General features: G+C 37.4%; 21 protein-coding genes. 12 read left to right on the top strand and 9 right to left on the bottom strand.

Annotated elements, in window-relative coordinates; genetic code table 11:
• Positions 1–157: 157 nt before the first annotated feature.
• A complete protein-coding gene (locus B154_RS30760) occupies positions 158–577 on the bottom strand; it encodes an ester cyclase (RefSeq protein ID WP_018614890.1) in 420 nt (139 codons plus the stop codon).
• Positions 578–1,033: 456 nt separating this feature from the next.
• A complete protein-coding gene (locus B154_RS33405) occupies positions 1,034–1,222 on the bottom strand; it encodes a hypothetical protein (protein ID WP_018614888.1) in 189 nt (62 codons plus the stop codon).
• A 529-nt stretch (positions 1,223–1,751) separates the two neighbouring features.
• On the opposite strand from B154_RS33405, the gene B154_RS0114025 reads away from it, so the two are divergent.
• The 4 genes from B154_RS0114025 (at position 1,752) to B154_RS0114005 (ending at position 5,270) form a co-directional block, all read left to right on the top strand.
• Complete coding sequence (locus B154_RS0114025; protein WP_026260191.1) at positions 1,752–2,219, top strand: hypothetical protein; 468 nt, start codon at positions 1,752–1,754, stop codon at positions 2,217–2,219.
• A gap of 192 nt (positions 2,220–2,411) precedes the next feature.
• A complete protein-coding gene (locus B154_RS33095) occupies positions 2,412–2,753 on the top strand; it encodes a hypothetical protein (protein ID WP_018614886.1) in 342 nt (113 codons plus the stop codon).
• A gap of 511 nt (positions 2,754–3,264) precedes the next feature.
• Positions 3,265–4,386, top strand: a complete 1,122-nt coding sequence (locus B154_RS0114010) for a zinc-dependent alcohol dehydrogenase family protein (RefSeq protein WP_018614884.1) — start codon at positions 3,265–3,267, stop codon at positions 4,384–4,386.
• A gap of 299 nt (positions 4,387–4,685) precedes the next feature.
• Positions 4,686–5,270, top strand: a complete 585-nt coding sequence (locus B154_RS0114005; protein WP_018614883.1) for a hypothetical protein — start codon at positions 4,686–4,688, stop codon at positions 5,268–5,270.
• Between the two features lie 333 nt (positions 5,271–5,603).
• Here B154_RS0114005 and B154_RS0114000 read toward each other — a convergent pair whose 3' ends face one another.
• The 3 genes from B154_RS0114000 to B154_RS0113990 all read right to left on the bottom strand — a co-directional run bounded on the left by B154_RS0114000 (position 5,604) and on the right by B154_RS0113990 (position 9,875).
• The gene (locus B154_RS0114000) at positions 5,604–7,466 is read right to left on the bottom strand and encodes a hypothetical protein (RefSeq protein ID WP_245542605.1); all 1,863 of its coding nucleotides are present in this window, start codon (positions 7,464–7,466) and stop codon (positions 5,604–5,606) included.
• A 142-nt stretch (positions 7,467–7,608) separates the two neighbouring features.
• Positions 7,609–8,703, bottom strand: coding sequence for a VIT1/CCC1 transporter family protein (locus tag B154_RS0113995; protein WP_018614881.1), 1,095 nt, complete (start codon positions 8,701–8,703; stop codon positions 7,609–7,611).
• Positions 8,704–8,747: 44 nt separating this feature from the next.
• The gene (locus tag B154_RS0113990; RefSeq protein WP_018614880.1) at positions 8,748–9,875 is read right to left on the bottom strand and encodes a fatty acid desaturase family protein; all 1,128 of its coding nucleotides are present in this window, start codon (positions 9,873–9,875) and stop codon (positions 8,748–8,750) included.
• 488 nt (positions 9,876–10,363) lie between these two features.
• Between B154_RS0113990 and B154_RS0113980 the strand changes: the two genes are divergently transcribed.
• The 4 genes from B154_RS0113980 (at position 10,364) to B154_RS0113965 (ending at position 13,283) form a co-directional block, all read left to right on the top strand.
• Positions 10,364–10,801 carry a response regulator gene (locus B154_RS0113980; protein WP_018614878.1) on the top strand — a complete coding sequence of 146 codons (438 nt, stop codon included), beginning with the start codon at positions 10,364–10,366 and terminating at the stop codon, positions 10,799–10,801.
• Positions 10,802–11,449: 648 nt separating this feature from the next.
• On the top strand, positions 11,450–11,887 hold the full coding sequence (locus tag B154_RS0113975) for a c-type cytochrome (RefSeq protein WP_018614877.1): 438 nt from the start codon (positions 11,450–11,452) through the stop codon (positions 11,885–11,887).
• 1 nt (position 11,888) lies between these two features.
• Positions 11,889–12,992: a hypothetical protein gene (locus B154_RS0113970; protein WP_018614876.1), complete on the top strand. Its 1,104-nt coding sequence runs from the start codon at positions 11,889–11,891 to the stop codon at positions 12,990–12,992.
• An 18-nt stretch (positions 12,993–13,010) separates the two neighbouring features.
• Positions 13,011–13,283, top strand: coding sequence for a hypothetical protein (locus tag B154_RS0113965; RefSeq protein WP_018614875.1), 273 nt, complete (start codon positions 13,011–13,013; stop codon positions 13,281–13,283).
• A gap of 110 nt (positions 13,284–13,393) precedes the next feature.
• Here B154_RS0113965 and B154_RS33900 read toward each other — a convergent pair whose 3' ends face one another.
• Positions 13,394–13,570, bottom strand: a complete 177-nt coding sequence (locus B154_RS33900; protein WP_083934963.1) for a fasciclin domain-containing protein — start codon at positions 13,568–13,570, stop codon at positions 13,394–13,396.
• 219 nt (positions 13,571–13,789) lie between these two features.
• On the opposite strand from B154_RS33900, the gene B154_RS0113960 reads away from it, so the two are divergent.
• From B154_RS0113960 to B154_RS0113950, 3 genes are all read left to right on the top strand, one after another.
• Entirely contained in the window at positions 13,790–14,089 is a 300-nt protein-coding gene (locus tag B154_RS0113960) for a hypothetical protein (protein ID WP_018614874.1), read from the top strand.
• Between the two features lie 528 nt (positions 14,090–14,617).
• Positions 14,618–14,854, top strand: a complete 237-nt coding sequence (locus B154_RS33895; RefSeq protein ID WP_083934962.1) for a DUF305 domain-containing protein — start codon at positions 14,618–14,620, stop codon at positions 14,852–14,854.
• Between the two features lie 28 nt (positions 14,855–14,882).
• Complete coding sequence (locus tag B154_RS0113950) at positions 14,883–15,779, top strand: cation diffusion facilitator family transporter (RefSeq protein WP_018614872.1); 897 nt, start codon at positions 14,883–14,885, stop codon at positions 15,777–15,779.
• A 459-nt stretch (positions 15,780–16,238) separates the two neighbouring features.
• Here B154_RS0113950 and B154_RS0113940 read toward each other — a convergent pair whose 3' ends face one another.
• The 3 genes from B154_RS0113940 to B154_RS32420 all read right to left on the bottom strand — a co-directional run bounded on the left by B154_RS0113940 (position 16,239) and on the right by B154_RS32420 (position 18,632).
• Positions 16,239–16,715, bottom strand: coding sequence for an RNA polymerase sigma factor (locus B154_RS0113940; RefSeq protein WP_018614870.1), 477 nt, complete (start codon positions 16,713–16,715; stop codon positions 16,239–16,241).
• Positions 16,716–16,734: 19 nt separating this feature from the next.
• A complete protein-coding gene (locus tag B154_RS0113935) occupies positions 16,735–18,027 on the bottom strand; it encodes a hypothetical protein (RefSeq protein ID WP_157580749.1) in 1,293 nt (430 codons plus the stop codon).
• A 302-nt stretch (positions 18,028–18,329) separates the two neighbouring features.
• A complete protein-coding gene (locus B154_RS32420) occupies positions 18,330–18,632 on the bottom strand; it encodes a ferredoxin reductase domain-containing protein (protein WP_157580747.1) in 303 nt (100 codons plus the stop codon).
• Between the two features lie 216 nt (positions 18,633–18,848).
• Between B154_RS32420 and B154_RS0113930 the strand changes: the two genes are divergently transcribed.
• Positions 18,849–20,234, top strand: a complete 1,386-nt coding sequence (locus tag B154_RS0113930) for an aldehyde dehydrogenase (RefSeq protein WP_018614868.1) — start codon at positions 18,849–18,851, stop codon at positions 20,232–20,234.
• The last annotated feature ends 57 nt before the right edge of the window (positions 20,235–20,291 follow it).

Here is a 20,291-nt window from a genome sequence, read left to right as displayed (position 1 = left end):
TTTTTTCTTTTTTGAACGGCATTGATGGCTGATATTGTTTGCCGGACTGCTGTTATACGTCCGATGTTTTTCACTTATACTTTCCCTTATATCTTTTGGTCAAAATCCACCTTCCATTCAATACCAAATTTGTCTCTAAACATTCCAAAATACAATGCTATTTTACTTTAATGTTGATCACTTCAAGTTGTTGCAACATTCCATATACATCAGATACAGACCAATGTTCTATTAACTTACCATCAGAAAAGCGCCAAATGAGAATTACCGTATAATTCATCTTTTTGTCAGTAGCAGAAATACCACGAAAGGTACCAAGATGTGTTCCCGAACCCTTACAACGAGCAACAACTTTATCCCCGTCTAACAAAATATCTTCTATATCATAATTCAGATCGGGGAAAGCTATATGCAAATTATTAATTCCAACCTTTAAATTTTCGAGTCCGTGAATTTCTTTATCCGTATCATGAATTGTAATATCTTCAGAAATTAATTCATAAAAACTATTCAAATTTTTTTGACTAAAAATTTCATTAATTATTCTTCGAGCTAATAGTTCATTTTTGTTTGACATCAATTGAGATTGCTTGAGTTTTGATAAATGCTATTTTATAGTCGCCGCACAATGTGCTACGGCTTGGTGAAGGAGCGGTATTCAGCGATCCGTCATTTCAAATATAGTTATATAATTTAATAGCCTTACTGTTGCTTAATGACGTTTATCAGCCGCCATTTTCGCAAGCAGTTGTTAGCGGTTCGTTGTTTTGTTTGTTTAGTAATGTAAACAAGCTGTAATCACCACTTAACTCTGTCAAGTCCATTTGTAATTCTTGCTTTTATCATGTTCCCGTATCCGTTGCCATAAAGAAAACTTGCAAAAGAGAAAGCTGCATGATAATTAGTTTTGATTATTAAAATCATTCAGATCTTCGTAACACTTTCCCATGTCTAAATAAATAGATGGCAATGTTCCTCTAATGGTTTTGTCATCTACGTTCAAAGCATGTTGTAATGCTGCCTCGTCGCACTTTTATTTGTCAGTAATACTTTTTTGCTGTCGGGCTACATGATGCGCATCCCTAAACTTTTCAAAGTCATTCGTCGCTGCATTCCATGCTTCATTAAAGAGGTTGCATGCCTCTGTTAACTGCCCTTGCCCTTCCAGTTCCATTCCTTTGGCACAACGTTGCACTAACTTATTGTCTTTATTAAATTCCATTAACGTCTGAATATCATTCAGCTTTTATTCTCCATGTTAATCCGTGGTATAATAATAACACGTTTATAAATCAGGTCTCCTTTTGTTGTTAACCCCGGTAATTGTAATTGTATAATTTGTAACATTATCGCCTCTATAAAAGTTTACATCAGCTGTTGCATAATACAAGCTGTCACGCTGGTAACACAGGAAAAAAGGAATAAGATTCTCCTGGTTAATAGAACCTACGGCGTTTCCTTCCTTATCAAACAGCTCTGCCAGGAAGCAATCCTTACGCTGCAGACAACATCTCCATGAGATGTATGTATTATCCTATTACGTAATATACTGACCAAAAACATGTTTTATTCCGCGCCTGGTCATAATATAGCAGATCAGTGAAACATAGCTTCGCGAAGTAGTCGGAAAGGGTTTTATAGATCCAAAAAGGGGGGGAAATTGAGTGCGGTTTGATAAAATATTTCTATTGCCGATATCATTTGAAATAAATTAATCGATGTTTTCTTAATTACAGATAAATCTCAAATAAATGAAAAAGTTACAATTCTTCTTGCCGGCGATTCTATTGGTAATGTCGGCGACTTCAGCATTTTCCCAGAAATATAAAACTGCTGCGGATACCGTCAAACTCAATAAGGAGTACGTGAAATTAAGTAATGAAATTGCTGAACTAACGTCTAAACTAACAGTTGCACAAAACAATTTGCCGGGCTATCATACTAAGGCAGCTGCAGCTACTTCAGAGGCTCAAAGCACTGCCGGCCAAAGTAGTGAGCAGGCCTCGAAGGCAACCAGTGGCGATTTAGGAGAAGCCAAAAGAGCAAAAAAGAAAGCAAATAAAGCTTATAACAGTGCCAAAGATTCCAGGAGTGCCGACAGCGATGTAAAGAAGCAGAATAAAAAAATAGCGAAGCTTAGCGAACAATTACAAAAAAAGCAAGAGAAACTGCGTGAATTGGAAAGTATGAGGCAGGCGATCAGAAGCTTACCGCAATAATCAACATTTACAGGAGAAGCCATCGAAAACGTAATTGTTGTTGAAAATAGCTTTCGGCCAAACAACATTATGGATGCCATTTTTGTCGGCTGCGCCCCTTTCGCTCCAACGGATTTTTTAGGTCATAAGGCACTAGCTATTTTCACTTTTAAAGAGTAGATTCGTTATTATAAAACATTAAAATTAATAGTTATGAAAAAGTTTGTTTTTGTTTATTTCGTCGCAATTTCTTTCGGAGTTTTTTCTGCCCTTAGCGTTCAGGCACAGGACACAACTTCTGCCGGTCATCATATAAAAAAAGGTGCGAAAAAAACAGAAAGCGCTATAAGTAAAGGTGCAAAAAAAGTAGGAAACAAAACCGCTGAATTAGCATCGAAAGGGAAAGCTGGTATAGTAGATAAAGTATATGAAGAAAAGCAAGGGCCAAATGGGCAGACGATTTACATTAATCACCATTCAAAGTATTATTGGATAGACAAGAAGGGGCATAAACATTTTGTGGCAAAGAGTAAATTGAAAGATAAAAACCCGTAGTCTTGAAAGTATGAACAGTTGTTGTTGTCAAAACGCAACACCTATCAAAGGTTCATTACAAAGCGTTTTGGATACCGGTGAGGTTATTCCCAGAAATAATCCTGCAAGCGCTACAATGCTTTTTTAAAGGTGCTTCTAAAATTGTATTCAAGCAGAAAAAATAAAGGCGAGAATAATTATACTTCTCGTTTAATAAGTTGGTGCATGGCTGAATAATGACAAAATCGTACAAGTGTGCGACGCAACGATGATAAAGAACGTGATGCAGCCCAGCTCGAAAAAAATCATTGCACATGTTTATCCGGGGTGAAGTATACCAATTGTTCACCTTAGCCTTTATGGTATTGTGATGAAGTCATTTCTACTTTATCATTCATTATTAGTTTCCAAGAGCTTGTAAAGCCAGCTGATAAATCTAAAACAAACTTTCAGGAAACTCCTTTCCTGAAAGTTTGTTTTAGAGAAACGCTTACCACAACTCTTAAATATTTTATCAATTAAATACATCGTAATGAAAACGATAACTGAAGATTTGCTTACTGGTCAAACAGAGACAAGTAAATCAGAAGAAATAGTAAAACCAGGCATAAGGGCAACTATGAGGGGCCTTGTTTATGGGGGTCCGGGTATCATAGAATTGAAAGATATACTGGTGCCGGAAATTTTAAAACCAACAGATGTTGTGGTCAAAATTTTAAAGACCACTATCTGTGGAACAGACTTAGGTATATTGCACGGCAAGACACCTTCTGTATTACCCGGTACTACTCTTGGGCACGAAGGGGTTGGTGTGGTAGAAGAAGTAGGCACAGCAATCAGGAACTTCAAAAAAGGCGACCATGTAATTATTTCGTGTATTACTGCCGACGGGACTTGCGAATATTGCAAAAAACAAATGTACTCGCATTGCGAAGATGGGGGTTGGATACTGGGACATCTTATTAACGGTACGCAAGCTGAATATGTTCGTATTCCTCATGCAGATAATAGTTTGTATGCAATACCTGCCGGAGCCGACGAGGAAGCATTGGTAATGCTGAGCGATATATTACCAACCGGCCACGAAATAGGCGTAGTATACGGATGTGTTAAGCCTGGAGATACCATTGCCATAGTTGGTGCAGGACCGATAGGTATGGCCGCCTTGCTAACTGCACAATTTTATTCTCCGGCTGTTGTGTATATGATTGACGTTGATGACAACAGGCTTGGTGTAGCAAAGAAATTGGGTGCAACCCATATCATCAATTCAGCACAGGAAGATGCTGTAAAGAAAATAATGTCGGAAACTAAAGACGGGGTAGATGTATCAATTGAAGCAGTGGGCATTCCTGATACTTTTGATATTTGTCAAAACATAGTTCGTCCTGGCGGCCATGTTGCAAACGTTGGAGTGCATGGCAAAAAAGTAGACCTTCAAATACAGGAATTGTGGATTAAAAACATAACAATAACTACCGGCCTGGTAAATACTAACACAACACCTATGTTATTGAAAACGGTTACATCAGGAAAATTAGAGCCTGCAAAACTAATAACCCATCATTTTAAGTTAGATGAAATATTGAAGGCTTACGAAGTATTCGGCAATGCTTCAAAGGAAAAAGCGTTGAAGGTGATAATTGAGCCATAAACAACAATAGCAAAGGCGAATGGCAACATTAACAGGCGCCAAAATTATTGATACCACAATCTAAATTTTTGCATTGTTACACTATTGTAGCGAACCTATGCCTTTGTTGGCCTTTTTTTGCGTATACGATTCTACCTGTGTGAGATTAAAAAAAATGAGGGCGTATTCCAGCAGGAAATGTACGATATACTAACGCAGTTGAAGATCTTTAAATGACACCGAAACAATTGAGTAACTACTGAGGTGAATAGTTTTCAGCATTTCAAAAGAGGTATTTTTAATTGTCCAATCTTAAGAATATGAATGAGCTGAATGACAAATCAGGCACTGATAACAAACATGAACAAAAGCAGCCCACTTCGCTGCAATCTAATTTCAATAAGAAGTTTTTGATAACGGTTGGAGCTGCTTTGATCTTAGTTATTGTTGTTTGGATATGGAAATCAATGGAAGTGAGTAGTACAAAAAAGGCTGCAGAAATTGAAAGGCAAACTATAAAAGAAAAAGCGACCAGGCATATTGTGGAATCTCATGAAGAACATTTGAAGTTATTAGCTAAAGCCTACCTCTGGGCTGTGCGATCTGAAATGATGCAAGGAAATATTAACCAGGTGAATCTTTTTGCAAACGATATGGTCAAAGAAAAAAATTTTCAGCGCATAGCTATTGCGAATGATAAAGGTATTATAGTATCATCAAGCAATAAAAAAGACGAGGGGCAGCCTTTTTCCACTATTGCAAATGATAGTGTTTTAAGCAGTAACAACACTACTGTACAAAATGAAGGCGATACCATTCTGATTTTGACGAGCCCGATCATGGGTTTTAATAATCGCTTAGGCACATTGCTAATAAAGTATACAATCCACCCTCCCTCCTTTTGAGTTAAATAGAGCAAGCCTTTACTGCTTTGTTTGCCGGTTACAAACAAAGCATATAAACACGGAAAATGAAATGACGAACCTAAAGGTAGGAGACCATGAGCACCCTTTCCTGCAGATGGATATGGGTAGTTTCATATCCTTCGTACTAGCTTAAGGCAGTTGCGTAAGCTGTTAATATGCAAGGCTGACCCGAGATAAGTAAGTTTGAGGAAACAGTGTTTGTTTTTTATTAATATTAGGTGAGTGTTTAATTATGGCTAAAGCGCAGCATAAGTTTAAGAGTAGATTCATGAAAACCAATGAGGAAATATTTAAGAGGGCGAGTTTTATATTTTAATAGATATTATTTTCATAATCATTATTAAGTTGGATGATGTCTGGAGCTTTAACGTAGTTGCTGTTATACCTAAACCGTATGCTGCTATTGAGGGTAACCTTGAAAGTATTGTTTTGTTGCGACTGGCGTGGAAAATATGAAAAACGCAATTCTATCGTTTTAAAAATCAAGTTCTCGTTCCTGGTACGGACACCACCTCCGATTGCATAATACCAGCCGTTCTTCGACCTTTCCCGGTCAGAAGTCAGCAGCACAATATCTCCTGCGGTAAAGGGAGCAAACTTAAATCCTAGCATTTTGTATTTAAGAAAAAAGAACGTTTCTGCATGCAAACTAATTCGTTGGTTTCCACTGGCAGAATCGAGATTATAATTTCGAAGCCCGAAAACATTACCGATAGACAAGGGATAGAGACTAACACGGTTAAATTGCCTCGTATAGCTAAACTGCAGGTATTGCCGCATTTTGGTCTTATTCATAAAATGAAGCCTGCTAAAAATAGTTGTCCCCATTAACATTGCGGCATCCTCTAATTTGCCGTCATTTACAAAGGTGCCTGTACGTAAAAAGTATTGCATTACATCGCCCTTTGTTGTTACTAAGTAACGATTAGCATCCACTCCCGCATAAAGCCTTTCCTGGTTCCATTGTTTATACCAACCAGTAGTAAGAGCAATATTGTAACCATAAGGAACGTCTTCAGTAATTCCAAATCCGAAAATATAATTGGTTTTATAAAAATTTTGCTTGAAGAATGTAAACTGTCCAAGTATAGCTTCCCTGCTATTGAAGTTAAAATTGAACTGCTTTGCCACCTGGTAGGGAGTTAATAAAAATGGGTTATGAAAATAGCGGAGGCTTACGAATTCTCTATTCTGTTTGCTTTTAAACAACAGCAGCTTTCTCAAGCCAAGGTTATACCCCGCCCACATATCAAACGTATTGTAATGATATTTATAAAACATACTATCCGGCTTGCTGTAATTGTTATACGATTCGTTACCGGCGAATGTTATTGCACCTGCAAAATGCAAATATTGGGATGCCAAAGGTTGTTCTAACTTCAGATACCATGAATGCTCATCGTCAGCACTTTGGGCGAGGTCTTGTTTGATAGACGTATAACCGGCGGTAGCATTAATGAATGTGTTGGCTATATTATTTTTACTATAATAAATTTCGTAGCCAAAATTTGGATTACGATCTTTTTGCAATAACGCCGTGAAACTAATCTTTTGACCCATGCCGAGTAGATTCACATCTCCAATCTTCGCTTTAAAGTGATCCAGAGTTAAATTGTTCAGTTCCGCTATTATCTCGAAGATATCTTTAGTGACAACAACAATATCAATGGAATCCTTTTCTGTAGTAATAGGGCTAATTAATATGCGGGCATCCTGGATAAATTCCAGCGAACGAAGGTGCCGTTCATTATCGGCCACTAAACTTGCATTCAGCGGTTGATTTTCTCTAATAAATAAATTGTTTCGGATAACCCAGTCTCTCGTATTTCTATGCAGGTGGTTGCTAATTTTCTTGCCGAAATAATCAATCTTCTTTGTGGTATCTGTAAACGTTTTTTCAAAACCAAGTTGATTGATAAATATATTACGGATGATTTTACCTTGGTAGGGAATAAACGGTTCAACGCTCCTGATGTTAATCACATTTGCACGCATTGATGTATCTGCGTCACTCTTGGTAATTGCGTTAATGCCAAATTGAAAAATGTTTCGATGCTTTTGAGGAGGTAGGTTCGATAAAGTATCAGAGATTTGGGCTTCTCCTAAAAAAGAAAAACCTGTAAAACATAATATAATACTTATCCTGGTAATAATGTCTACATCAACGATTTTCACAAAAGGGGAATGATACATTTGTGAAAGCTTTTAACGCTAAAAATGTTGCTTTAACTTAAAACTATAATAACCAGCATTTCAAGGGTATCTGATAATACTTCAAGCATTAATGGGAATACCGCTTTTTATATTACTTAACAAGTTATGTTATTGATATACCAATCAATTTCCCAATTCCAAAGGTGATTGCCGCTGCGGCCAAACCAAATATTACCTGCCTGAAGCCCGAATACCAAATATTTTTTCCTGTAAATAAAGTGATAGCCGAACCTATTACAAATAGTCCAATAGCACTTGCACAAACACTAATTATTACAGCTTTCATTCCGCTACTAAACATGAAAGGTAAAACGGGTATAACAGCACCAATTGCAAACAGTATAAAAGAATACACAGCCGCTTCAACAGCAGAACCTTTCAATTCTTCGGCATTTATTCCTAATTCCTCTCTAACCAATATTTCGTGTGCACCGCTTTTATCTTTCATTATATCGCCCGCCATTTGCTGTGCCTGTTCTTCGGGGATGCCTTTCGCCACGTATATCAAAGCCAACTCTTTCATTTCTCCTTCCGGACTTGTTTCCAATTCTTCCATTTCTAATTGCATTTGATTTTCATATAGCTCCTGCGAACTCTTTACAGAAATCCATTCACCTAACGACATAGATAAAGCTCCGGCTAATAACCCTGCTAATCCAGCTAATAACACACCTTGCTGTCCTGCAGTTGCACCTGCAATTCCCATTACTAAACTAAAGTTTGACACCAAGCCGTCGTTGCCTCCTAAAACTGCCGCTCTAATGGCATTTCCACCAACGGAACGATGCCTGCTTTCAAATTTTGAAAGTTGTGTGCCTGTTACTTTAGCTTCCTTTTCGAGAATTGTTCGAAGAATATTTACATGAGTTGTTTCTGTCCCGGTTATTTTTTGCTTGTTCTTTTGCTTTGCAGAAACAATAGCATTCGCAATGCTTTTTTCTGTGTCCATTAAAACTCCTAAAACATAGTCATACCCAAATATCTTACCGATAGTATTTAGTGTTCTTGCTCGCCAGGAAGGTTGCATTAAAGTTTCAACAGGTATATTCTCTTTTTTAGCAAAAGCCTCCGCATGACCTTTTTCAATTTCACTCATTTGTCTATACACATTTGCAATAGTTGCATCGGGCTCATGGTCAGCAAGCTTTTGATATAAAAAACAAGCGTCAATTTCTGTCTGGATGCTTTTATTTTTCATTTCGAGTTTTTTAAATGAGCCAAAAGCGTGGTACAAGCGAAATATTATGCGTTTTGGGTGGAGTATTTCCCTGAGGTACTCGGACTATGAAGAGGCCTACCCAATTCTTTAAGTCTCTCAATATGTGAAAAAAGCGCTTTGCTGAATGTTGGTTTCAAATTATAAGTAAAGCCAAATTCTTTTGCTGTGTTTTCAACTATCGGCGCAATCTTTCTGTAGTGTATATGGCAGATATTCGGAAATAAATGATGTTCGATCTGGAAATTTAGCCCGCCAACATAATACTCAAGGAAAAGATTATTTCTTGCAAAGTCTGAGGTAGAACGTAATTCATGTACCGCCCAATCTTCATCTATAATACCTTCTGCACTGGGTAGCAATTGCTCTGCACCCTCAACTACATGTGCCATTTGAAAGATGGTACTTAAGATGCATCCGGCAACCCAATGCATTATAAAAAAGCCAAGTAAAACCTGCCACCAGCTAAAAGGCGTAAACAAAATAGGGAGACCAATAAAAATAAAAAGATAAAGGGCCTTTACAATGACCAATTTTGTGTACTCCAAAACAGGATTGATTTTGTATTGCCGGGTAATGCCTGCTTTGTTGAAGTCCTGCAGTTGTGTAAAATCGTTTATCAATTTAGAAATGGTCATTAATCCATAGAAGAAGAAAGCGTGAATATATTGATAGCGGTGGATTTTTTTTAGCGGAGCAAATTCCGATAGACGGATGGGTCCTTTTGAATCTATATCGTGGTCATATCCTTCAATATTGGTATAGGAATGATGCAGGTAATTATGTTGTATTTTCCAGTTAAATACATTGCTGCCTAACAGATACATGGTTCCGCCGAGCATCTTGTTAATCCACTCTTTATCCGAATAAGATCCATGAATTGCATCGTGCATTACACACATTCCAACCCCCGCCATTCCGGCACCGCTTAAAGCTGCCAGAAGCAATGCAAGCCATGCGTTCATTGGAATTATAAATATGAGTACAAAAGGAACAATATAGAATGATAGCATAACAATTGTCTGGATGGCCAACCTTAGATTACCCTTTATTGAAATTCCATTGTCTCTGAAATAATCATTCACTTTTTTTCTGACTGCCAACGCAAATTGTTTTTGTTTGGCATCACTGGGAACGAATTTTATAGTTTTCATAATCCGTTTTTAACATCGTAAAAATACTGGGTGGACAAAAAATTAGAAATGATGTTGGTCAGGCAGTTGTATGATTTAGGAGGGGATGCCGAATAATATATTGTTCTGCATTTGTAACAATCTTCGGTGCGTTCGCTTACAGATGAAAGCGGCATTTTTACTTACTATCAAAAAATCTAACCTTCCGAGGGTAGCAGGTAGTGTGTAAGCGAAAGAATTGGTGGAGCGACCCATTATAAACGTTTAATAATCGCTTGCTAGAAAAATAGCAAGAGTAAATGTAAAAGACTTTTTAAAGATCGGGGCCGCAGTTAGCTATAGGAAAAAATTCGAGAACGGTGTGAATGATGCCAATGGCTCTTGCAATATTATCCGCAACATTGTCTGAAATGGTTCCATAAAAGCTGTTATACATCGCGCTGAAAAAAGAGTCGATTTACTTTGTAAAATATGAATAACTTACAACACCTAATCTCAAAATCTGCACAATGAACAAAACCGGCCCTATTATCATTATTGAAGATGATGTCGACGACCAGGATATTTTGGCTGACGTTTTTAAAGAACTTGATTACAATAATAAACTAATTTTCTTTGATGACAGTTCGCAAGCTTTAGAGTATTTGACTAACACAGACGTTGAACCATTTCTTGTCCTTTCAGACATAAATATGCCAAAATTAAATGGGATGGAGCTAAGAGAGAAAATTCACAATAATGAAGATTTGAGAATGAAATCTATTCCCTATCTTTTCTTTTCTACAAGTGCCGAACAGAAACATGTAATCGACGCATATTCGAGGTCTATTCAAGGCTTCTTTATCAAGCCAAATAATTATGATAAATTGAAAAGCACCATCAAGAAAATTGTAGAATATTGGCAAGAGTGCGAATCGCCTAACTATATCAAAAGTGTTCAACAATAAAATTGTCACTATATTTTTCGTCCTGCTGAGGCATCCTTCAAACGGATTGCGAGATGGGCAGAGACCAGGCATGTTGCACTATAAGAAAAGTAGAATTATAAATTGCTATATTGCTAACATCTCAACCCGAACTTTTCATAACAGCGAAATATCCCACTTCTATCACCTTCACCTGTTAGCAATCGGAAAAGATTTATGAATACGAAATGATAAAACGTTCACAGCAACAGCCACTAATTTAAAATCCGCTTACAGCTAAAGGCAGGCCGTTTTTCTCTTAACACATATCGAGTAGAGAGCTGTTGATGAAGAACACCCAACAGCGTTCGAAAAAGAAATGCTTCAAGGGTATCATTAGAGTTGCAGCTTGTATTCAAACAAAAAGTTGACTACATTAATTTCAAACGCCACCATTGTGAGATTCGCGGGTTTTCTGAAGAATACAAACATTCCTCTGCTCCTTTTTACCTTAAAGTCTTAAAGCAGATTCCCCATGGTCTTTTTTTCAACTTACCGCAACGAATGAAGATTTCTTGGTAACGAATACAACAAAGGCGGGAATTGAGATGATGAATGTCAGTATTATATGCAACCATTGTCATCGAGATTAGCAAACTCTTCTTCTAAATTTACTACAAAAAAATTGCAATGAAAATTATCAAACTATTACTATGTAAGAGATCAGAAACTTCAATTGTATTATTTACAATAATAATTATTCTCCTTCCAGGATTTTTACATGCTCAAACAAACTGGAATATACCTAAAGAAGCTGCTGAACTAAAAAATCCGCTTGCAAATAATACAACTGGATTAAAAGATGCGAAAGTATTATATACTACTAACTGCGTTCCTTGTCATGGTGCAAAAGGAAAAGGCGATGGAGCAGCAGCATCTGCGTTAAATCCAAAGCCTTCAGATCATTCATCTGAAAGAGTACAAAAGGAAACAGATGGCGAACTATTCTGGGAAATCAGTGAAGGACATAATCCTATGCCTGAGTATAAAGGCGCATTAACTGAAACGCAGCGTTGGGAACTTGTGAATTACATAAGAACCCTTACAAAAACTCCAAAAAAACAATAACATGAAAAAGTTACTACTTATTTTTTCAGCGTGTTTTTTGTATAACGCGGTCATCCATGGGCAACTGCTGTCGAAAGAGTCCGGTCAAAACAAATTTGCTATTTATGGAAATGCAGAAGCAGTGTATGTATCTAATAAAGAGCAAAAGAGTTTTACAGATATCAACTTTAAACCTATCTTTTTATGGAAGATTTCAGACAAACTTTTTGTAGAGGCGGAAACAGAAATAGAGACAGGAGACGGTGTAGTAAATTTTGGGTTAGAATATGCTAATATGAATTACATAGTTAATCAATATCTTATTTTACATGCGGGGCGATTCTTACCAAAATTTGGAGCTTATCGGGGACGTTTTGCAGAAGGATTTTTAAACCGTTTCGCTTCTAACCCAGCGGGTTTCGGAGATGGCGGCATTGGAGCATCAGTAGAAACGGGTTTCGGAGCTTTAGGGTCTTTGCCCTTTGGGGATGTGAAAGTGTTATATGATGTGTATGTAGTAAATGGCCCGCACTTACTCACAGATTCTGCTAACCAGGGCCAGTTTGATTATGAAGCTTATACTTCAAATAATAATGATCAGGCATATGGAGGAAGGCTTGCTATACTACCATTGTCTAATTCAAGCCTCGAAGTTGGCTTCTCACTTCAGCACAAAGCTAAAACAGGAGATCTTGGTACAATTGATGAAAAAGTAAGTCTTGATATGCAGGCTGTGGATCTAAACTATTATACATCCATTCAGCCAATAAAGAGCACGTTAAGAATCATCGGAGAATTCAGGCACCAGAAAGTTGGCAATAATGCTGTGTATACAAAGCCAGACGGTACCGATTTTAGTTTTACCAACTCACCATCCTGCTACTATGCAATGGGCAGTTTAAGACCATCGTTACTTGAAAACAAATTTTTACGAAATATAGAAGTCGCTGTAAGATCGTCTTACTTTAAAAGGCCTGTAAATGCTCCATGGGGAGGTTCTAATATAAGGTCTACTGAGATAGCGCTTGATTACTGGCTTAACTGGAACAGCCTTTTAAAAATTTCTTACCAAAACAGGAGTGATGCCCTTAACACTGTTTATGCCCAAGTCGTATTTGGTTTTTAACCTCAAAAATTGTCGATAATGAAAAGGTCACTTTTTGCAATACTGCTAATTATATTTACTTGCAGCACTTTTATATCAATCAATGGATGTTTTGTATCTAAAACTGCCGCCTCCAAATCAGGAGCACAACTCTGGGCGGAAAATTGCAACCGTTGTCATAACGCTCCTCCTCCCGGCGAATTTAGCAATGCAAATTGGGATATTGTGGGTACACACATGCAGATACGCGCCAACATATCTAAAACTGACATGACAAAGATTACAGACTTTTTGAAAAGTGCCAATAGGTAACCCTATTATAGAGATTTTTGTCCTGGTGCAGTCTTCTTTAAAAAGCGTGTTGTATAAGCAGGGACGCAGGGATGTTGCACTATCAGAAATACTGAAGTATTATAAGCTCTTTAAAATTTCACCGCCAGATCCCCGTAATTGAATCTTCCCCTAACCACATGTTTATTCATAATTGCACTTAGTTGCATTTTATTTTCCGGCCTTGACAGGTTTTCGACCTCGGACCTTTCCAACTTTTGAAAAGCAAGATCTGCCGGAGCAAAAACGGTAAAAGCATTTTTCCCAATAAAATTGTCTAATCCTTAAGCAAGAAATCGGCTGTTCAAAGCAGTGAGTCTGTTTTGTGCTTGAAGCTCTCGTGGGACTATTTTCCCAACCTTTCGTTTTTGTTCAATAGCAAACATTAACATTGAAAACCAATAATTTGAGGGTAACTTACATGAATTGTAGGTTATGTTAGCAGTAATGAAAAACCATTTTTTTACTTGATAAAAGTTCAAAAAATTATGACACAAATCAATGAGCGTATAGATGAGCAAACCATTAACAAACTTGGCCTGCGTTTATCAGAAAAATCAATCAATGCTCAGGTGGCCCCTAATGCACGAGTATTTGAATACCCTTCTTTAGATAACGTTTTTATAATGGAAAACGATTTATATGGCAATATTATGCCTTCCGGCTTTTGTTTCTTAGCTTTTTACGGACAGCACGGACTAATCGGCAAACAATTAAAGGTAGAAACACTAAAAAAAGCTAGTGTAGAAGAGATTAACAACATGGTACAAAGTAATAACGAAGGTTAAATTACTATGGAAAGAAAAAATTGAACGGCGCTGTAGCAATTAAATGGAACTGCAGTACAAGGAAGAACAATAAGAGTTGCTGAAGCTATGCATATAAAGGTTTTGTCGCACCTTTCTTTATGCAATTTTCGACCTGCTCTTATTAAGTTAATGTAAATTGTTCTTTGTTGCCACCTTCAACAAAACTTGTAAAATACTAAAGTTAACTGGCTTTATTAGTTAATTGTTCTCATTGTTCAATCTATATTTGCGAAACATTTGCAGATGTTACAAAGTGGTGAGTAATTCGGTGAGTAGTTAATTTAAACCACTCATAAGATATTGAAAGAGAAGGACTGGAGGAAGGTAAATATAGACGATCCGGTCCGCCTTATTGGGGATCAAAAATGATTGAAAGCCTGCAAATCAAATGATTTTCAGGCTTTTTTTGTCACTATCACATAAGCGCCAGATGTATTTACATGGCAATTTTAATGGTTGCGTCAATGGCAGTTCTGATATTGATAATGATATGAAAAATGTACGCAAATAAAAAATGAATACAGGTATCATGTTAGCAACCATCATTGTGTTTATAGCTATATTGACAGCATTGCGAACGCAAAACAGATTGGCGATGTACAGTATTTGAAAAGCAGTGTACCACGTCACTCACCTGCAATTATCGTAAGCAAACATGCCAACATCAAAGATGCTGAAGTAAAAAAGCTAGCTGAACAAATTATACAATCACAAGAAAGGGAAATTGCACAATGGAAGCAATGATTGAAGAATTGACAAAACAGCGATAAAATTGGAACACAACCACAGCCATCAACATGCACACTCTCATTCGGTTGCAGTTAACAGCAGCAATAAGAATGTGTTTTTAATTGGCATCGGTCTGAACATGGCGTTTGTATTGGCAGAAGCGATTGCAGGCTTCACCTACAACTCAATGGCACTGCTCACTGATGCAGGACACAATTTAAGCGACGTAGCAAGTCTTGTTGTCTCATTGGTAGCTTTTTGGATAGCAAAGAGGCAATCGAATGCAGTATATACTTATGGCTTTAGAAAAACAACCGTGTTAGCAGCCCTTGTTAATGCTATTGTTTTATTGGTTGCTATTGGTATCATAGGTTATGAAGCATTTACAAGACTGTTTAAACCAGAGCCGGTTGAAGGTGGCGTAATTGCATGGGTGGCAGCAATAGGTATTGTTATCAACAGCGTTTCGGCATTTTTATTCTTTAGACAAAAAAATGAACTCAATTCACGAGCTGCCTACCTGCATTTGTTTGCCGATGCATTGGTTTCTTTAGGCGTCGTTATTGCGGGCATTGTAATAAGCAAAACAAACCTTTATTGGATTGACCCGGCTATTGGTCTTGTAATTATGGTCGTTATTGTTGCAAGCACCTGGGGTTTGTTGAGAGACAGTTTCAAAATGACCATTGATGCAATACCGGCAGGAATAGAACTTGAAGCTATCAAGAAAGTAATAACCGGTGTACCTCATGTACGCTATGTACATCATGTGCATGTATGGTCATTAAGCACAACAGAAAATGCTTTGACTGCTCATGTAGTGATTGATGAACAATTACCTTTTGATGAAAAGCTAAAAGTTATTGCAGAAATAAAGCATGAATTAGAACACAATAATATTCACCACAGCACAATAGAAATAGCAAAGAGCGCTCATTAATGAAAGTAAATAAGCAGAACAGAATGCAGATCAGTTTTTTTGTTGTAATTGCTTTAGGACATTCATTTTCCCGGCCTTTTTGCACCAAGCATTTATTTTTTATAGTGTTTACAAAAAAACATCACTAAATTAGTAATAACGCCAATAAAAAAACATGGAAGTGAAATATTAAAATGGGACACAGATAACAGGGATTCGGTCTTATGGATAAAAGTTTATAATTCAGGGCCGCCTTTAAGCAATAGTTTAAAAACTTCAATAGACAGTTCTCTAGCAGTAAATGGCATGCGGCACTATCAAAACGTTTTATTCTTATCTTGTTGTAAGGTTATCAAAAGACACAGTTGTTCTTGTAAGAAAGTAGAAACCATTAATTTAAGAGGAATGAAATGCTTTACTTAATTTTTGTTTTTTACTGATATGCTCTAAAAGTATTTCTTATGCTATCAATTTTGCCGATTAATTATTCAGAAACCAATTGGCCTTACTAATCCTTTCTTTTACTTTTACTGATGTAACATTTAAGAGTTCCGCTATTTCTTCTTCTGTAAATCCCAATATAGTATTTAAGATAAAAACAGACCTGTAACTCAGTTTCATTTCTTGCAACTTTAATGGATAAGTACTAACAGGATCAAAATATTTTTCAGCACTTAGAGCTGTGGAAAGATGATAATTATCCTGGCTACACAATTTTTCACTTATTTTAAAAATGCATTTTGAGACCATAATTTTACACAAATAAATCCTGATAAAAAGATGTCTCGTTTGGGATGATGAATAATAGCTGAGTGCATTAACATAAATCTCTTGCGCAAAATTTTCAGAGTTTTTCCTGTTAAAGCCAAAGCTTGTAGCAATTGTAACTAACAAATTGTGATAGTTCTGAATGGAAACAAGATTCTTTAAAAACATGTCATTATTGATGTACTGCATACAATGTCTATTATCTGTATTATAATGATTTTAGATATTCCACTAAATCCTGTTTCTCTGAAGAAGATAAATTTAAAGAGAGATGATTATTATAATGGTTCACTACATCATTCAAAGTTGCAAACCTGCCATCATGATAAAAGCCTCCCTTTGTTTTGGTAAACAATCCCCCTAATGGTGTTGTCCTGTATTTTCCGGTTGGCGACCGCATGGCTTCAAAATCATCAATTCCAATTTCTGCTCCGGTATGCAAATAATTATCCGTTAACAAAGGATAAGCGTGACAACCTGCACATTTTGCTTTCGTAAAAAAGATCGCCCTTCCCCTACTTGCTCCAGCGGGATCAAAACTATTTGCAGGAGGTTTTGGTGCAGAAATTGAATGCTGATAAGCTCTTAAAGCGGGCAACTTAGAAGATATTAAATCAGGGGTGTGAGTAACATTGTAAAAACTATTTTCTACTGCTATTGGATATTTTACCGGATCATTTAAACGGGCATCTGAAAAATTCCCCTTTCCATGCATTTCGAGGTTGGCTACAAAGGAATTCCAGTAGCTGATATCACCCCACCCGGTATAGGTTGTCAGTTTTACTCCTTTCAAGCCAAAGGCGGCAGGAATTAAATTGGCCGCAATTTTACCATCAGGGCGAAATGCTTTTCCATCCATAAATAAAATGGCTGGAAACTTTCCCGGCCCCCATGCAGCAAGTACAGTCCTTAAGGTTGGCTCGTTAACATGCAACATATTTGCTATTGGCTGCGCATTATCAGTTAATGAAATGATTGCCCCTACATTGAGATCCCTGTTTGGCCACCCGTCAAGACGTTTACCAATACCAGGGGCAAATGAATTGTCAACAGTCGAATGGCACGAAGCGCAGGTAATGCCTATAGAATTTAGAGTTCCCTTCGCATCAAAGTTTCCTTTTACTCCAACTACTGCGTTTAACTTTAAAAGTGCCAGTGTGCTTGCAGGATTGTCAAGACGTATTGCTCCTGATTGTATTCCTGCTACTACATCTGGCGGTAACGCATCGGCATCTACTTTCAAACCAACTGCTAAAGCTGTTTTTGGGCTTACACCAGGTCCAAAACCTCCGTTGTTTGAACCTTCAATAGCTTTTTCAAGATGAAGCAAACCGCTCCAGAAATCTTCATCACCATAAGTATCAAAACGAAAAATTTGCTTACCATCATTAATTGTAGCAGGGTTATCGTTAGCCGGGTTGTGGTCATTCTTTCTACATTGTGCAAGGGCTACAATCGTTATCATTGACAGCACTACCAATGTTTGGTTTTTATATCGCATAAGTAGGTATTTATTATTAAGAATTAGTATTGTTTATGAAGAGCTGAAACATGCAGTAACAGGAATAATTATACTGTGATAAATTGTTTCACCCTTGTTATGCTTTTGCAGGATATCTGGAACAATTAAGTCAAGTGTAATCCAGGTTCCTTTATAATAGAGTAACGAGATGTTAAAAGGTTACAAAGAAAATAGTTGCAAAAATTTCTCATTAAAATTCGATTCAAAGCGTCTGGCACAACTGCTTTTCTCCATGTTCCGCTGCACCTTTGTAAACTCTGCTTATTGATGTTACTTACAGTTTAAATTGAATAAAGTCGAACATATAGGTCTTGCCTTTCTGTGCTAAAGTGTACTACCTGGTTAAAGTGATGAATGCAGGTATAAAACGTTGGTATTCCTAAAGCAATCAACACTGATATTTTATAGAACTTCTGATTTATACTGCCAATATGCCGTGATAGAAACTCCCTTGTAATACGACCGCAAGAATAGTCGGTTGTTTTTTCCTCTGAAAGGATATTAATGAAATAACGTCCTAATATGTCGTTGAAGTAATCCTCAGAAATTATATCCGCTTTGGGCGAGTAAGAAATCTGAGCCATTTGTCAGGCACTGGTGAATAAGACCTAGTTGAAAAAGTCCTGCCGGGAAATAATAAGAAAAAAGCTTAATTCAAAATGAAGTAACCCCAATCTGCAACTCTCAACCAATTCCTTATTTTCCAAACAAAAAAAAGCAAAGGATTTTTAGATATTTGTTATTTTGTGTAATGGGATGAATTTTAAGGATATTGCATTAATGAAGGTAAAATGCAGATAATGAGTACCGAAAAACTAGAGGACACACTAAAGCTGCTGAAGAACTATTATAACAGCGGAGTCACATTGCCATATTCCTTTCGAAAAGAAAATTTACAAAAGCTTAAGGGTGCCATTCAAAATCATGAGGAAGCTTTGTATCCAGCTCTTTATGCTGATTTGAAAAAGAGCAGGGAAGAAAGCTGGGTCACTGAAATAGGTTTTTTGCTTTCTGAAATAAGTCATGCATTAAAGCATTTGCGTGGTTGGATGAAACCAGAGAAGGTAGGTACGAACCTCTTGAACCTGCCGAGCAAAAGCTTTGTCTATAAAGAGCCATTGGGCGTCGTGCTCATTATCGCACCGTGGAATTATCCTTTGCAATTGTTGTTTGCACCGTTGATCGGTGCAATAGCTGCCGGGAACTGTGCGGTGTTAAAGGCAAGTGAGTTTGCGCCAGCTTCATCTGGCGTAATGAAAAAGATTATAGAAGAAATTTTTCCAAAAGAATACATCTTGTTTACGGAAGGCGATGGTGCGGAAGTGGTGCCACAGATGATGAATAATTTCCGTTTTGACCATGTTTTTTACACAGGCAGCACCCATGTGGGAAAAGCAATCTACGAAATGGCGGCGAAGCAACTTGTGCCCGTTACATTAGAGTTGGGTGGCAAAAGTCCTTGTGTGGTGGAAAGCGATGCAAACATAAAAGTAGCGGCACGACGAATTGCGATTGCGAAGTTTTCCAATGTCGGGCAAATGTGCGTAGCACCCGATTATGTGCTTGTTCATCGAAGTATAAAAAATGATTTTGTCCAATCGCTGCAAACTTCTATTCGCTCCTTTTTTTCAGACGACCCGTCCCGCAGCGATGATTATGGAAAAATTGTCAATGACAGAGCCTTCAACCGACTGACAGCTTACCTGCAGCAGGGTACCATTTTGTTTGGTGGAAAATTCAATGCTGCTGCTTATTACATTGAACCGACACTTATCGAGATTGTGAATGTAAATTCGACGGTAATGGGCGAAGAAATCTTTGGGCCCGTGTTACCCATACTTACATTTGAAACATATGAGGAAGCAAAAGCAATGATTGCCCGCAACGAAAATCCATTAGCTTTTTACGTGTTTACTAGTAGCAGGAAAAAGGAAGAAAAATGGTTGTCGGAAGTCAGGTTTGGAGGGGGCTGTGTAAACAATACCGCCTGGCATTTCACCAACCTCAACCTTCCATTTGGTGGCCGCGGCAACAGCGGAATAGGGGCTTACCATGGAAAATATTCATTCGATGTCTTCAGTCATCAAAAAGCAGTAATGAAAACGCCCACCTGGATTGACCCCGACATCAAATACCCACCGTTTAAAGGAAAACTAAAGTTGTTTAAAAAAGTCATCGGATACTAATTTTTGTTCTGTTGTTCAATTTAGCACTTCAGCCGTATTTAACAAACGTTCTGTTAG

The sequence above is a fragment of the Segetibacter koreensis DSM 18137 genome (assembly GCF_000374045.1).
Lineage (GTDB): Bacteria > Bacteroidota > Bacteroidia > Chitinophagales > Chitinophagaceae > Segetibacter > Segetibacter koreensis.
This window is presented reverse-complemented; position numbering and strand designations above follow the sequence as displayed.

What these genes read in the sequence shown, in the direction of transcription:
- B154_RS30760 (WP_018614890.1), bottom strand. Translation starts at nt 577, where the DNA reads ATGTCAAACAAAAATGAACTATTAGCTCGAAGAATAATTAATGAAATT.
- B154_RS33405 (WP_018614888.1), bottom strand. Translation starts at nt 1,222, where the DNA reads ATGGAATTTAATAAAGACAATAAGTTAGTGCAACGTTGTGCCAAAGGA.
- B154_RS0114025 (WP_026260191.1), top strand. Translation starts at nt 1,752, where the DNA reads ATGAAAAAGTTACAATTCTTCTTGCCGGCGATTCTATTGGTAATGTCG.
- B154_RS33095 (WP_018614886.1), top strand. Translation starts at nt 2,412, where the DNA reads ATGAAAAAGTTTGTTTTTGTTTATTTCGTCGCAATTTCTTTCGGAGTT.
- B154_RS0114010 (WP_018614884.1), top strand. Translation starts at nt 3,265, where the DNA reads ATGAAAACGATAACTGAAGATTTGCTTACTGGTCAAACAGAGACAAGT.
- B154_RS0114005 (WP_018614883.1), top strand. Translation starts at nt 4,686, where the DNA reads ATGAATGAGCTGAATGACAAATCAGGCACTGATAACAAACATGAACAA.
- B154_RS0113995 (WP_018614881.1), bottom strand. Translation starts at nt 8,703, where the DNA reads ATGAAAAATAAAAGCATCCAGACAGAAATTGACGCTTGTTTTTTATAT.
- B154_RS0113990 (WP_018614880.1), bottom strand. Translation starts at nt 9,875, where the DNA reads ATGAAAACTATAAAATTCGTTCCCAGTGATGCCAAACAAAAACAATTT.
- B154_RS0113980 (WP_018614878.1), top strand. Translation starts at nt 10,364, where the DNA reads ATGAACAAAACCGGCCCTATTATCATTATTGAAGATGATGTCGACGAC.
- B154_RS0113975 (WP_018614877.1), top strand. Translation starts at nt 11,450, where the DNA reads ATGAAAATTATCAAACTATTACTATGTAAGAGATCAGAAACTTCAATT.
- B154_RS0113970 (WP_018614876.1), top strand. Translation starts at nt 11,889, where the DNA reads ATGAAAAAGTTACTACTTATTTTTTCAGCGTGTTTTTTGTATAACGCG.
- B154_RS0113965 (WP_018614875.1), top strand. Translation starts at nt 13,011, where the DNA reads ATGAAAAGGTCACTTTTTGCAATACTGCTAATTATATTTACTTGCAGC.
- B154_RS0113960 (WP_018614874.1), top strand. Translation starts at nt 13,790, where the DNA reads ATGACACAAATCAATGAGCGTATAGATGAGCAAACCATTAACAAACTT.
- B154_RS0113940 (WP_018614870.1), bottom strand. Translation starts at nt 16,715, where the DNA reads ATGCAGTACATCAATAATGACATGTTTTTAAAGAATCTTGTTTCCATT.
- B154_RS0113935 (WP_157580749.1), bottom strand. Translation starts at nt 18,027, where the DNA reads ATGCGATATAAAAACCAAACATTGGTAGTGCTGTCAATGATAACGATT.
- B154_RS32420 (WP_157580747.1), bottom strand. Translation starts at nt 18,632, where the DNA reads ATGGCTCAGATTTCTTACTCGCCCAAAGCGGATATAATTTCTGAGGAT.
- B154_RS0113930 (WP_018614868.1), top strand. Translation starts at nt 18,849, where the DNA reads ATGAGTACCGAAAAACTAGAGGACACACTAAAGCTGCTGAAGAACTAT.